General features: G+C 62.8%; 14 protein-coding genes. 6 read left to right on the top strand and 8 right to left on the bottom strand.

Annotated elements, in window-relative coordinates; genetic code table 11:
* Positions 1 to 10 precede the first annotated feature (10 nt).
* Positions 11 to 367 (top strand): FtsB family cell division protein, encoded by a 357-nt coding sequence (locus AC6IZO_RS03510; protein WP_497808062.1) that lies wholly within the window; start codon positions 11 to 13, stop codon positions 365 to 367.
* Positions 368 to 670: 303 nt separating this feature from the next.
* Here AC6IZO_RS03510 and AC6IZO_RS03505 read toward each other — a convergent pair whose 3' ends face one another.
* From AC6IZO_RS03505 to aroF, 6 genes are all read right to left on the bottom strand, one after another.
* Positions 671 to 1,228 carry a hypothetical protein gene (locus tag AC6IZO_RS03505; protein WP_497808060.1) on the bottom strand — a complete coding sequence of 186 codons (558 nt, stop codon included), beginning with the start codon at positions 1,226 to 1,228 and terminating at the stop codon, positions 671 to 673.
* A 104-nt stretch (positions 1,229 to 1,332) separates the two neighbouring features.
* Positions 1,333 to 1,875 carry an outer membrane beta-barrel protein gene (locus tag AC6IZO_RS03500; protein WP_497808058.1) on the bottom strand — a complete coding sequence of 181 codons (543 nt, stop codon included), beginning with the start codon at positions 1,873 to 1,875 and terminating at the stop codon, positions 1,333 to 1,335.
* A 325-nt stretch (positions 1,876 to 2,200) separates the two neighbouring features.
* Complete coding sequence (locus tag AC6IZO_RS03495) at positions 2,201 to 2,734, bottom strand: outer membrane beta-barrel protein (protein WP_497808056.1); 534 nt, start codon at positions 2,732 to 2,734, stop codon at positions 2,201 to 2,203.
* A gap of 427 nt (positions 2,735 to 3,161) precedes the next feature.
* Positions 3,162 to 4,496: a penicillin-binding transpeptidase domain-containing protein gene (locus tag AC6IZO_RS03490; RefSeq protein WP_497808054.1), complete on the bottom strand. Its 1,335-nt coding sequence runs from the start codon at positions 4,494 to 4,496 to the stop codon at positions 3,162 to 3,164.
* Positions 4,497 to 4,923: 427 nt separating this feature from the next.
* Positions 4,924 to 6,060: a beta-propeller fold lactonase family protein gene (locus AC6IZO_RS03485; RefSeq protein ID WP_497808052.1), complete on the bottom strand. Its 1,137-nt coding sequence runs from the start codon at positions 6,058 to 6,060 to the stop codon at positions 4,924 to 4,926.
* Positions 6,057 to 7,118: a 3-deoxy-7-phosphoheptulonate synthase gene (gene aroF, locus AC6IZO_RS03480; RefSeq protein WP_497808050.1), complete on the bottom strand. Its 1,062-nt coding sequence runs from the start codon at positions 7,116 to 7,118 to the stop codon at positions 6,057 to 6,059. Before aroF ends, AC6IZO_RS03485 begins: the two co-directional genes overlap by 4 nt.
* A 133-nt stretch (positions 7,119 to 7,251) precedes the next feature.
* On the opposite strand from aroF, the gene AC6IZO_RS03475 reads away from it, so the two are divergent.
* The 5 genes from AC6IZO_RS03475 (at position 7,252) to modC (ending at position 10,389) form a co-directional block, all read left to right on the top strand.
* Entirely contained in the window at positions 7,252 to 7,476 is a 225-nt protein-coding gene (locus AC6IZO_RS03475) for a hypothetical protein (protein WP_497808048.1), read from the top strand.
* A gap of 2 nt (positions 7,477 to 7,478) precedes the next feature.
* Positions 7,479 to 8,132, top strand: coding sequence for a PAQR family membrane homeostasis protein TrhA (gene trhA, locus AC6IZO_RS03470; protein WP_497808046.1), 654 nt, complete (start codon positions 7,479 to 7,481; stop codon positions 8,130 to 8,132).
* A 162-nt stretch (positions 8,133 to 8,294) separates the two neighbouring features.
* Complete coding sequence (locus AC6IZO_RS03465; protein ID WP_497808044.1) at positions 8,295 to 8,420, top strand: hypothetical protein; 126 nt, start codon at positions 8,295 to 8,297, stop codon at positions 8,418 to 8,420.
* 194 nt (positions 8,421 to 8,614) lie between these two features.
* Positions 8,615 to 9,283 (top strand): molybdate ABC transporter permease subunit, encoded by a 669-nt coding sequence (modB, locus tag AC6IZO_RS03460; RefSeq protein ID WP_497808042.1) that lies wholly within the window; start codon positions 8,615 to 8,617, stop codon positions 9,281 to 9,283.
* Complete coding sequence (modC, locus tag AC6IZO_RS03455) at positions 9,280 to 10,389, top strand: molybdenum ABC transporter ATP-binding protein (RefSeq protein ID WP_497808040.1); 1,110 nt, start codon at positions 9,280 to 9,282, stop codon at positions 10,387 to 10,389. Before modB ends, modC begins: the two co-directional genes overlap by 4 nt.
* A 74-nt stretch (positions 10,390 to 10,463) precedes the next feature.
* Here modC and AC6IZO_RS03450 read toward each other — a convergent pair whose 3' ends face one another.
* Positions 10,464 to 11,504, bottom strand: coding sequence for a UDP-N-acetylmuramate dehydrogenase (locus AC6IZO_RS03450; protein ID WP_497808038.1), 1,041 nt, complete (start codon positions 11,502 to 11,504; stop codon positions 10,464 to 10,466).
* A gap of 59 nt (positions 11,505 to 11,563) precedes the next feature.
* Positions 11,564 to 12,991: a rhomboid family intramembrane serine protease gene (locus AC6IZO_RS03445; RefSeq protein ID WP_497809920.1), complete on the bottom strand. Its 1,428-nt coding sequence runs from the start codon at positions 12,989 to 12,991 to the stop codon at positions 11,564 to 11,566.
* Positions 12,992 to 13,074 lie beyond the last annotated feature (83 nt).

Raw genomic sequence — 13,074 nt, 5'->3', positions numbered from 1 at the left:
GGAGAACCGCTTGAAGCTGCTGGAGAACATCCCCGAATCCGTGTTCCGCTGGAAGGCCCTTGTGGCCAGCGTCGGCGTCATCGCCGTCTGCGCCGTCGTCGGCTTCCACGTCATGTTCGGCTCCAACGGCTGGATGGCCTACCGCCAGAAGAAGATCGAATATCAGCAACTCCAACAGGAAGTGAAGGATCTGCAGCAGGACAACCAGAGGGTGGAAAAGCACATCAACGACCTGAAGACCAACCCGCAGGCCATTGAGAAGGTCGCGCGCGAACAGCTTCACTACGTCAAGCCGGGCGAGCGCGTCTACATGCTGCCGGACCAGCAGCCGGCGCAGCCGCAGGCTCCCGCCCAGGCGAAGAAATAGCATTCATTCCTGTCAATGGAAACGCCCTCTCCACGGAGAGGGCGTTTTGCTGCTGGGCATGTCTGACACGGCCGCCCGTCTCTTCCCACAGGAACACATCCAACTGCGCATGTGAAACAGGCGTCATCCTGAGCGCAGCGAAGGATCTGCTTGAACCGGGCACCTGTATTTCTTCGAAAGAGGAGGCAACAGCCGATTCTTCGTCGCCCAAGGCTGGCTCCGCAGAATGACACGGCTGAACGAAGTCACAGCCAGTTGCTCCGTAGAGGCCCGGCGCACAGGTGGATTCGTGTCTTTCCTTCGCTACTTCAAAAACTCTTCCGGGATGGGCTGACCGGGGGTTTCGCTGTCCCAGAGGATGTTGACGACGTACCAGCGCTGGCCGTCCCAGAGCAGTTGCATGCTGTTGATGCCGCGCGCAAAGGGCTTCTCGTCCAGCGCGTGGCGGGACTCGTAGGTGGTGAAGACGTGCGCGATGTGTCCGTAGCGCACGGTGCGCTGCGCAATGCCGCGCTCGAAGAAGCCTTCCTTGCGCATGACGGGCGCGGCGTGCTGCTGGTAGTCGTCGAGGGTGAGCACGCGGTGGAAGGCCACGCCCTGCTTGTCCTTGCCGGTGACGATGAAGTGCGTTTCCGGCAGGCAGATGGCACGCAGCCGCGCCCAGTCGCGCTCGCCAGCCGGGCCGCTGATGGCCGCGTAGACGGCGGCTACGGTCGATTCCGGGGTGCTCAGGTCGTCGGTGACAGCCGAGACACCGGCAGGGGCCGCCGGAGGAGCCGCGGGCGCCTGTGCGGCGCAAAAAGCGGCAAGCAGCAACGTGAAGGCAACCAGCAAGGTCAGCGTGCGAGGCGTGTAAGTCATGTGCGACAGTCTACAGCCATTGCGCCGCCCATGCGAGCCTCGTGCCGCACAAACAGAAGGGCCGCCCACGCGGGGCGGCCCCTGGAGTTTCTTCTGCGCTTGCGTTAGAAGCGGTAGACCAGACCGGCCGAAGCGCGAACGTGGTGCTGGTTCTCGTTCAGGTAGTCGGTGTGCATGTAGTCGATCTGGGCCACGCGAACCGTCCAGTGATCGGTCATGTTGTAGTCGATGCCGCCGCCGACAGCCTCGGCGATCGAACGGTCCGAGTAATCCTGATTGTCGCCGATGCTGAACTTGACGATGCCCACCATGCCGTGAACATAGGCGCTCAGCTTCTCATCGCGGCGGAAGGCATAGACCGGGCCGGCCATGAAGCTGAAGGTCTTGGTGGAGTACTGTTCCAGCGCCTTGGGCTTGCCGGCATAGCCGCCCACATCGAGCTTCAGGCCCAGGTTGTCGCCAAAATAGCGGGTGGCCGAAACCTCGCCGCCTTGGAAGGAAGCATGGCCGGTGTAGTTGAACGATGTCGCATCCATGCGGAACCAGCTGTAGCCGGCGAAGACTTCATACTTGGGCAGATCATACTGCGCCATCGCCGACAGTGCCGTTGCACACAGGAAGACCACCAGGATCGAGAGCTTACGCAATGTGAGAACCTCCAGGATAATTCGCGCCCCGCGCGCCCATCGTCGCAGCCAGGCGCAACGCGTTCACGAGTCGCTTCTCCGGGCCTACCCGGAAACGATTCCAGCCGCGCGTTGCCCAGGCACCTGCCCGTGCACACCACCTGCCGCGGCGCTCATCTCTAGCTTAGACGATAGCCGCCATTTCCCGTAATCGGGAGAAGGCTTGCAATATCTTAAGCCAGCGCTGCCCTTTGTGTCTCCCACTCGTTTGTGGAATGTCTCCACAAAACAGGAGCGGCACGCCCACCCGGACGCGCCGCTCGACCTCAATCAACTTGGCTGCCGCTTAGAACTTGAAGACCAAGCCGCCGGAATACCGGAAGTTGTTCTGGTTGTCTTCCTTGAAGTTCGTGTAGAGGTAGTCGACCTGGGCCACACGAACCGCCCAATGCTTATTGATGTTGGCATCCACGCCGCCGCCAATGGCCATGCCGAAGGCGGTGTCATTGTAGTCGATGGTGCCCACGTGGGTGTGCGAGGCGCCAACCAGCACATGCGCAAAGCCGCTTACCTTCTGGTCGCGGGCAATGGCCACGGTCGGTCCGAACAGGAAGTTGTGGGCATTGGCGTTGTAGGAATTCAACGCGCTCGGCGCACCGTAGGCGCCACTGAAATCGGCCGTCACGCCGACATTCTTGTTGAGGAAGCGCGTCACCGACGCATTCCATCCATTCAGGCTCACGTTATCCGTGGCCACGGCACTCGTGTTGGCATGCAGGTAGGAATAGCCGACGAACACCTCGTTCTTCGGCGCCTCCTGTGCCAGAGCGAATGCGCTGAACGCAACCAAAACCATCAACACACTGGAAAGCTTACGCATTTTGAATCCTCCGATTCACTGCCATGTGCGCGCCCTACGCCCGGCCGCAGGCCCTATTGCCCGAGGTCCCTGGCGCGTCTGGCTTGTTCTTCCGGGAAACCCGGAAGCGGGGAACAAGTTTCTGTTGAAAACTTGTTCGCAACAAATATTTGACGTTGTACACAGCATTTACGATGCATTTTGTTGTGTGCAAGTACTTACTTGTCCCCACACAATCAGACGGAGAACCGGAATTTAGGTGAGCAGAGATTTTTCCACAAGACCGTCACTTCATCACTCTGACGTAATCAGAGAGAGACCCTCACGGAGTCCGATACGCACGCGCCGCCGCACCGGTTCCCTGCGGGGCTTCACGCCCGCAGCTTCCCGCGCGCAAAAGCAAACCGGGCGGATTGCTCCGCCCGGCAGCGTGTGAATTGAAACTCGATTAACGGCTCTGCACCACCGAGCGCACGCTGGAGGGCGCCGCACCGCGTCCGACGAAGTAATCGTGGTCGTAGAGCTCACGATAGAACTTGCCGGTCAATTCCGCGGCCTTTGGACCGAAGGTCGGGCGACCTCCTTCGAGGAAGACCACGGTCACAATGCGGCCGTGCTGCGTATTCGCGTACGAAGCGAACCATCCGTAGCGGGTGCCCGCCTTGGAGCAGGTGCCGGTCTTGCCGAGGACCTGTGCCTCGGTAAAGTTCTCACGCAGGCGCCGCGCGGTGCCGTACTGCACGGCTCCGGCCATGCCCTGGTTGATCTCCGGAATGAGCGGACTGATGTTCAGATAACGCTTCACCTTCGGCCGGAAGGCAGCGACTTCCTCCGGCGTGCGCGGATGCTGGAGGTAGTAGAGCGTGCCGCCGTTGGCAACCGAGGCCATCAGCGCGCCCAGTTGCAGCGGCGTCATGCTGATGCTTTCGCCGAACGAGCACATCTTGCCCACACCGCCCAGCTTCGCGGGCAGCTCCGTGTCCGGATAAACGCCGAGGTGTTCGCCCGGAATGTTGTAGCCAGCCAGCTCGCCCAAGCCGTACTCGTGCGCGTGCGCGCGTACCTTCTGGAAGCCCATGCGGCGGCCGAGTTCTTCAAAATATGCGTTGTTGGAGTGGGCCAGAGCCGTGGTCATGTCCATGCTCCACTGCTTGCCCAGCGCCACCGGCGTGTCCTTGGTCACCACGCCTTCATCGAGCGCGGCGAGCGCCACGGCAACCTTGATGGTGGAACACGGCTGCGCGCCGCTGGAGAGTGCCAGCTTCTGGTTGACCATGGCGAGCACGCGTCCATCGCTCGGATCGATGGCGACGACCGTGCCATTCATGTTGCCGAGCGCCTCAATGGCGGCCTTGCGAACGACGGGATCTTCACCGGCCGTGATGTCACCGGCAGTCTGCGACGATTCGCTCGCGAACGAGCTGGCGGTAAAGCGCTCTCCGCCGTAGACGCGGGCCGGCATCCTGCGGCTCACGCGCTTCAAGCGCGCGCCACGCAGAGTGCGGCTATCGGCAACCGCGGCTTCCGCACGCGGTGCACGGGCGGCCTTCGATCTTCTTGCGCTGCGTGCCGTCCGCGCGGACTTGCCGCCCTTCTTCGCCACCGGCGCCTTGGCCAGGCTGCGGCTGTGCGAGAGCTGGGCCTTGCGCCGCTGCGCCGAAGCACTTTCGCTGACCTTCGACTTTGCACGTGAATAGTGGCGCGACACGGTGGCCGCGTCCGCCGCGATGGCCAGCACCATCGCCAACATGATTGCCGTCAGTACGCGAACTGCCCTCAACATCGTCTCCTTAACCCCTGTGGTAACACTGCACGCTTGCGAAAGTTCTCCGCGTGTCTTTGGCCTGTGCTGCGGGAGGGTACTTGGCGCGAGTGTATCCAGCCCACTCTGCGTACACAAGCACAGACCTCACTGCACGCCACACCCAAGTCCATGGCCCGCGGAGCATCCGCATTGCACTTTCGCAATCGTGCGCGAGCGCCGCCGCTTCCCTCTCGAAGAAGATGCCCGGAAAATTACCGGCGAGCCTCTTCTTAAAGAAGGTTTACCACGTACTTAACGTCAGGCCGAATAACCAGCTTGAGTCCTGTATGGCTTTTTGATGCAGGTGCGGACAGAAACGAATCGGCTCCGTTTCTGCTCATTTGAAGCTCACGAAAATTGCGGAGCCGCGGCTCCGCAATTCATGCGTCGGGAAAATTCTGCCGGCCTATGCCTTTGGCACCTTGACCACAATCTGTACCGGCTTATCTCCGGCGGGAATCATGGTGAATAGGCGCTGCGGAGGACGGGTGATCTTCTTGTCCTGGCGCTTGTCGAGCCGGATGACCGCAACGTCGCCGGAGTTGCTGTTGGCAACCAGCAGCATGGTCTCTCCGGGTGCGAGCACCAGCGCGTCGGGACCGTTCCCGGCAGCGACCGAGGCGATCAGCCTGCGCGTGGTGATGTCGAAGACCGCGACGGTGTTGCTGCGGAAGTTGGAGATGAACAGCGTGGAGCTGTCGGCGTTGATGGTGGCGCTGACCGGCGCATCTCCAGCGAGGAAGGTCTCTTCCACTTCGTCGGCACCGGTGTTGATGGCCGAGATGGTCTGCGACTCAAAGTTGGAGACGAACAGCTCGCCGCCATCGGGTTTGAGCGTAAGCGCCACCGGCGTGCCGCCCACCTTCAGCAGCGAGAGCACGATGCCGCGCTTGAGATCGACGGCCGCCACCTGCTTGGAGGCGGAGCAGGAGACAAAGGCCTTGCTGCTGTCAGGCAGGATGCGGGTGTCTTCCGGCGTATCGCAGACCGAGACGGTACCGCGCACCGTGCCGCGCTCGGCGTCGATGATGCTGACGCTGTTGCTGCCACGGTTGACGGCGACAACCGTCTTGCCGTCGGGCGAAACGCGCGCCACGCCCGGCTGCTGTCCCACGCTGATGGTCGCCAGTGCGCGATGATTCTCAAGATCGAGCACCGAAACCGTGTTAGAGCCGGAGTTGGCGACGTAGCCGCGCTTGCCATCCTCGGCAACCGAGATGAAACGCGGCGTGCTGCCAACCTTGATGGTGCCCGCGATGCGGTTGGTATTCGAGTCGATGACGGAGACCGTGCCTGCGCCGCTGGAGACCGCGTACACGTCATTGCTGACCGGGTTGGTGGCAAGGCCGGTGGCATCGGCGCCGACCGCGAGGGTCGTCGATGGCTTCAGCGTTTGCAGATCAATGACCGTGACTGTGCCGGACTTAGCGTTGGCCACGTAGGCAAATGAGCGGGGCTGCTCCGCCACCTTGCGCGGGCAGGCGGAAAGCAGAAACAGGGCGGCAAAACACGGGACGAGCGAAAGCAGACGATAGTTCTTCACTGGGCAATGGCGGCAGCAGCCGAAACCGGCTGCGCAAGTGGAATGCGGCGATCAAGCGCCGGTGCGACGCGGCGAAGCTGCGCCATGAGAGTTGCAAACTGTGTGGGAGTGAGCGACTGGTCGCCGTCGGAGAGTGCCTCGGCAGGCGAGCCGTGCACTTCCACGATCAGGCCATCGCAACCGGCGGCCACCCCGGCCAGGGCCAGGGGCAGCACGTTGGCGGCGTTGCCCGTGCCGTGGCTCGGGTCCACCACAATGGGCAGGTGGCTGAGCCGTTTGACGATGGGGATGATGTTCAAATCGAGCGTGTTGCGCGAGTGGTCGTTAAAGGTGCGGACGCCGCGCTCGCACAGGATGACCTGCGCGTTGCCGGCGCTGAGAATGTATTCGGCCGCCATCAGGAACTCGTCGAGCGTGGCGCTCATGCCGCGCTTGAGCAGTACAGGCTTCTTCGCCCGTCCGGCGCGCTTCAGCAGAGAGAAGTTCTGCATGTTGCGCGAGCCAATCTGGATGATGTCCGCATACTCTTCCACGTCGTCCACGACTTCGTGATCGATGGCCTCGGTGACAACAGCCAAGCCGTAGCGCCGCCCCGCCTCGGCCAGAATCTTCAAGCCCTCCAGTCCCAGCCCTTGAAACGAGTAGGGCGAGGTGCGAGGTTTGAAGGCTCCTCCGCGGAGCACCTGCGCGCCCTGTGCGGCGACGTGCTCGGCCACGGCGAAGGTCTGCTCGCGGCTCTCAACCGCGCAGGGACCGGCCATGATGACAAGTTCTTCCGAACCGAAGATGGCGCTGGTGCCTGGCACCGCGATGCGGGAACCTTCTGGATTGGCGTCGCGGCTGGCCAACTGATAGGGGTGCTTGGCGACAATAACCTGCTGCACGCCCGGCAGAGACTCCAACGTGGGAGTCTCACGCACCTTGGACTTACCCACGGCGGCCACCACGGCGCCTGACGAGGTATGCAACGCGTGCGCCTCAAAGCCAAGCAGTTCCAGTTGTTCGCAAACGCCGCGAATCTCCCGCTCGCTGGCCTTTGCCTGCATCCGAATCAGCATTCCGCGACCCCTGACAGAAACCCTAAGTGTAGCGCCCGCGCCCTTGCGGCGGCAATGGGGGCGTGCGCGCTTCCCTGTCCCGCCCAAAATCCTCTATAATCAGGTCATGGCGAGAGGTTGGGAAAGTAAGTCCGTGGAAGATCAACAACAGCAGCAGCCCGAAGAGACACTGACCAAAGAACAACTGGAAGCCAAGGCTCAGCGCGAGAAAGCGGTTTTGGCCCGCAAGCAGCAGGCGCTGAAGATGAACCTGGCGCGGATTCACGAGCAGATGGAGCGCACCACGAACGAGCGCTATCGCCAGATGCTCTCCGCCGAGGTGGAGCACCTGCAGACTGCGTTAAATTCTCTTTCCTAGCGATGGACCGCAAACGGGTCGAGCGAGCTGTACACATCGGCGAGGAGATTGCCAACGCCATCACGCACGGGCTGGGCGCCGCGCTCAGCATCGCCGGACTGGTGATACTGGTGGTGTTTGCCGCGTTGCGGCACTCCGTGTGGGCCGTCGTCGGATGCAGCATCTACGGCGCAACCCTCATCCTGCTCTACCTGTCTTCAACGCTTTACCATTCCTTCCAGTGGCCGCGGGTCAAGCGCGTCTTCAGCGTTTTTGACCATTGCGCCATCTACCTGCTGATTGCCGGAACCTACACACCGTTTGTGCTGGTGGGATTGCGCGACTGGCGGGGCTGGACGCTGCTGGCCTTTGTCTGGACGCTGGCTATCGGCGGCATTGTGCTGCGCTCGGTAAGCAACCAGTCCCATGAGAAGCTGCGCGTTGCCATCTACATCCTGATGGGCTGGGCGGCGATGGCCTGCATCCGCCCGCTGTTTGCCTACCTCGGCGTCAGCGGTTTTGCGTGGCTGCTGGCCGGCGGACTGGCCTACACCATCGGCGTCATCTTCTTTGCCATGGACCGCAAGTATTTCCACACGGTCTGGCATGTGTTTGTGCTCGCCGGAAGCGTCTTCCACTACTTCGCAATTCTGTTCTTCCTCGTCCTGCGCAAGTAACACACGCGCAGGAAACCGGCCCGCCAGTTCCTCCGCCCTCTGGACATTGGCCTGCGCACTGCGGGTGTTCCCTTTTGTGCCTCTCCACACCGGAGTTTGTGACTGAAATCATTGCCAGTCCACAGCCAGGCGCGGGATGATATTTGGCAGAGGAGAAGTGCCATGCCAGTTCTGGTGATTGCCGTTGTCTGCCTCGTGATCTTCATCGTGATGGGCGTGCTCGCCGTCAGCGCCGTGCGCAAGGAACTGCGTGCGGAACGCGAGTTTGACGCGCAGCATCGCGACTAGCCGCTTTCCCGTTCAAGGCGCCGGTGCATCCTGACCGTGCGCAGCATGCACCGGCTGCCACCCCTTGCAGTTCTGCTCCGGTCCGCAAAGTCCCTCCCCATTCAGATCCTGCTTCTGCCTGCTGCCCCCTTGCTTTAAAATAAGAGTTCCATGCACTACATAAGTCATTTTTACGTGACAGCAAGGCCGCGCCAGTGACCGCCCCCCTGCTGCTCAGCCTGAAGCTGGCCACCTTTGTCGCCGGAATTCTGCTGGTGCTCGGCCTGCCGGTTGCCTACTGGCTCGCCTTCTCCAGGCGCCGCTGGAGTTTCCTGGTGGAGGCCGTGGTGGCGCTGCCGCTGGTGCTGCCTCCGACGGTGCTCGGCTTTTACCTGCTGCTGATGATGGGCTCGCGCGGAGCGCTTGGACAGTTCTGGATGCGCTGGACCGGCCATCCGCTGGCGTTCACCTTCCCCGGCCTTGTGCTGGGCTCGCTGGTTTACAGCTTTCCGTTCGCGGTGCAGCCATTCATGTCGGCCTTCGCCTCGGTGGACCGCACACTGCTACAGGCGGCCTCGACCTTGGGCGCTTCGCGCTGGCGCGTCTTCCGCACCATCACCGTGCCACTCTCGCTTACGGGCATTCTCAGCGGCGTGGGGTTGACCTTCGCGCACACCCTCGGCGAGTTCGGAGTTGTACTGATGCTGGGCGGCAATATCGAGGGCGAAACGCGCACAGCCTCTATCGCCATTTACGACAACGTGCAGGCGCTGGACTACGCGGCCGCCAATCATGACGCGGTGATCCTGCTCATCATCTCGTTCGTGCTGCTGACGGCCATTTACGCGCTCAACCGCGGGCAGCGCAACTGGGGGATGCGATGACCAACATCTCCGGCGCTCTCGACACCCGCTCTCTGCACGCGCGCCTGCGTGTGCCGCTCAGCCAGTTTGATCTGGATGTGGATGTGAATGTCCCGCCCGGCGTAACCATGCTGTTCGGTGCTTCGGGCTCCGGCAAGACGACGCTGCTGAATGCATTGGCCGGACTGACAAAGCCCGCCGAAGGCGAGATCACCCTTGCCGGAAACAGGCTGTTTGCGAGCGATGCGCGCGTCTTTGTGCCGGCGCATAAACGCAAGGTCGGGTATGTGCTTCAGGATCTCGCGCTGTTCCCGCACCTGACGGCCGCACAGAACGTGGCCTATGGGCTGCCTTCGCACCCGGAGCGCAAGCAGATTGCGATGGAGATGCTGCGGCGCTTCCGCGTCGATCACCTGGCCAAGCACTACCCGCGCCAGATCAGCGGCGGCGAACGGCAACGCGTGGCCCTGGCGCGTGCGCTGGCTTGCCAGCCGCGTCTGCTGCTGCTGGACGAGCCGTTGAGCGCGCTCGACGTGCCCACCAAGCAGCACATCATCAACGACCTCTACGAGTGGAACCAGGGCGAGCAGCGCATTCCGATCCTCTACGTTACGCATGACCGCGCCGAGGTCTTTGCCCTGGGCGAGCATGTGCTCATCCTGGAGCGCGGACGCATTGCGGCCGAAGGCGTCCCCGCGCAGGTGCTGCACGCACCGCGCACGGCCGCCATGGCGCAACTGGCCGGAATCGAGAACGTGCTGGAAGCGCGCGTGGACAGCTTGCACGAAGAAACCGGCAGTACCACCTGCTGCGTTGCGGGTTCCGGGCTGCGGCTGGAGTGCCCGCTGGGAACCTTCGCTCCCGGCGACAATCTGCGCATCGGCATCCGCGCCGGAGACATTCTGCTCAGCCTGCATGAACTGCATGGCCTGAGCGCGCGCAACCGCCTCGCGGGGACCATTGCCGCAATTCATCAAGGGCCGGAGTTCGTGGAGGTCGACGTGAAGTGCAGCGGCGTGCATTTTCTTGTACACGTCACGCGCAGCGCTGCCAGCGAACTGCACTTGAGTGTCGACCAGGCCGTGTGGCTGATCATCAAGACGCACTCGTGCCATCCCCTGCGTTAGCGGCGGCGACACCTGAGCAATACGAAGGGCCGCCTGCGGGCGGCCCATTGCATTCGCAAACGCACTGGCACAACTTAAAAACCGAGAAATACCGGCTCCGGCTGCAACTCAACGCCAAAGCTCTCGCGCACCTTTTGCTGCACATGCTCTTTCATGGCGACGATGTCACGCGCGGTGGCGCCGCCGCGGTTGATGATCGCCAGCGTGTGCTTGCTGGAGATGCCTGCCGCACCAAGCACGAAGCCTTTGTGCACGCCTGACTGCTCGATGAGCCATGCGGCAGGAATCTTCACTTCGTCGCCTGCCGCATAAGACGGCGCCTTTAAACCGCGTGCCGATGCCATCTTCTCGACCTCGGCAAAGCGTTCGCGGCTTACGATGGGGTTGCGGAAGAATGAGCCCGCGCTGCGCGCGTCGGGGTCACCCTCGGTCAGCAGCATGGACTTCCGCGCGCGGATTTCGCGCACCGCGCTGCGCAGCTCTGCCAGAGACTTGACGCCGCTCTCGCCGAAGTGCCGCTGCAGATCGGGATAGAGCGTCTTCGGCATCTCACCGCGCGTCAGTTCGTACTCAACTTCGGTGAGCAGCCACTGGCCCGGCTCGCGCGAATTGAAGAACGAATGCCGGTAGCTGAATTCGCACTCGGCGTTGGTGAATTCGCGGAACTCGAAGGTGCGCAGGTCGAGCGCGCGCACGCGCACAATCGCCCCGGAAACTTCCTGTCCGTAGGCGCCCACGTTCTGCACGGGCGTTGCGCCCACGGTGCCGGGAATGCCGCTCAGACACTCAAGGCCGCCGCAATTTTCGGCGACGGTGGCGGCCACAAACTCGTCCCAGTCTTCCCCGGCCGCGCCCACAAAGCGCACGTGGCCATCGTGGTCATAATGGCGGATGCCTTTGAGCGCGATGTGCAGCACAAGGCCATCAAAGCCTGCGTCGGAGACAACGAGATTGCTGCCGCCGCCGAGCACAAAGACCTTCCAGCCGCGCTCGCGCGCCAGCTTCAAGGCCGCCAGGATTTCGTCTTCGCTGGTCACGCGCGCGAACCACCGCGCCGCACCGCCCACGCCCAGCGTCGTCAGTGGCGCCAGTGGAATCTTCTCTTCAATCTTCATAGGTTCACTATAACGCGACAGCCTTTATGCTCATGCACGACCACGCGAGTGCATTACTCCTACGGGTTCTTCCCTTCGAGCACAGCCCACGCTTCTTCCTGCTTGCCGCTGAGGATGAGCGCGCGCACCAGCGCCTGGCGGGTCGAGCGGTCCTTGGGGTCCATGCGCAGCGTCTTGGTCAACTGCTGCGCGGCCTCGTCGGCGCGTCCGGCCTCCAGCAGCGCAAAGCCGTAGTAGTAGTTTGTCTCCTGCTCACCAGGCTTCAACTGCACCGCGCGCTGGAAGGCCTCAAGCGCCTGCTGCGGCTGATGCAGCGTGCGGTAGGTAATGCCAAGGAGAACAAAGCCGGTGTAGTCATCCTTGTCGAGCGAGGTGGCACGCAGGCAACTCTGGAGTGCCTGTTGCGTGCGCCGCGTCTGCCCCTGCGCCAGACACAACTGCCGGAATGCCATTGCCCACTCAGGCTTCAACTGCGTGGCTCGCTCCAACGGCACCACAGCCTTTTCCGGCTGGTCCTGGTTCAGGTAGACAGTGCCGATCAGGTAGTGCGCACGCGCGCTCGTGGGAGCCTGCTGCGCAGCCTTCTGCGCCAGTTGCAGCGCCTCGTCAAAGTGCTCGGCCTCGGCGGCCTGAGTAGCGTGGCGCAGAGTCACAGTGGCCTGTCCGCGTTGTGCGGCCAGCACCGAACCCATGCCCACCATGAACACCGCCGCCGCTACGGCCACGGCGTAGCGCGCGCGACGGGTACGTGCGCTGACGTGCGCCAAGCCGCTCGACTCCGGCAGCAGCGCTCCCAGCACAAGCCCGCACAGCAGGCCGCCAACGTGCGCCGCATTGTCAATGGAACCGGAGCGCCCGGCGTAGGCCAGGTTATAGGCCACGAAAACAACAATTGAAATCAGCGGCCAGCGCAGCGCACGGCGCAGGCGCGCGTTGCGGTTCAGCAGCATCACCGAGATGAGCGCCCCGGCAATGCCGAAGATGGCCCCACTGGCTCCGACCGAAACCGCCTCGCTACGCCAGCACAAGGACGCCAGCGAGCCGCACAGGGCGCACGCGAAGTAGATGCCCGTGAACGCCCATGTGCCGAAGAGCAACTCCGCCAGCAGGCCCAGGTTCAGCAGCGACCACATGTTCACCGCAAGGTGTTCGAGGCCGCCGTGCAGGAAGGTGCAGGTCAGCAGCCGCCACCATTGTCCGTCGGCGGTGTAGCCACCGGAATTCGCGCCCCACGCCATCAAGGTCTTCACGTCGGGGTCGAGCAGGCTGGCACCGTTCGCCACCATGGCAAAGAACACCGCGACATTCAGCAGCACAATGTAGAACGTGGGCGACTGGCGCAGGCGCTGCATCGTTGTCGGCTGCGGCGTAGGCGCGGGCATCGCCTCCAGTTGCATGTAGCACTCGGCGCACATCTCCTGCCCCGGCACCTGCGGCACAAACTCCCGCTCGCACAGCGGGCATTTCGAATTCTGCGGAACTTCCATCAAGACTCAATTCTATCCAGCGGAGCGCACACAGCACGAATCCACCGGGCCGTTATGACTTGCAAAATAAAAGGCAGGAGCGG

Source organism: Oryzophilus luti (assembly GCF_059726245.1).
This window is presented reverse-complemented; position numbering and strand designations above follow the sequence as displayed.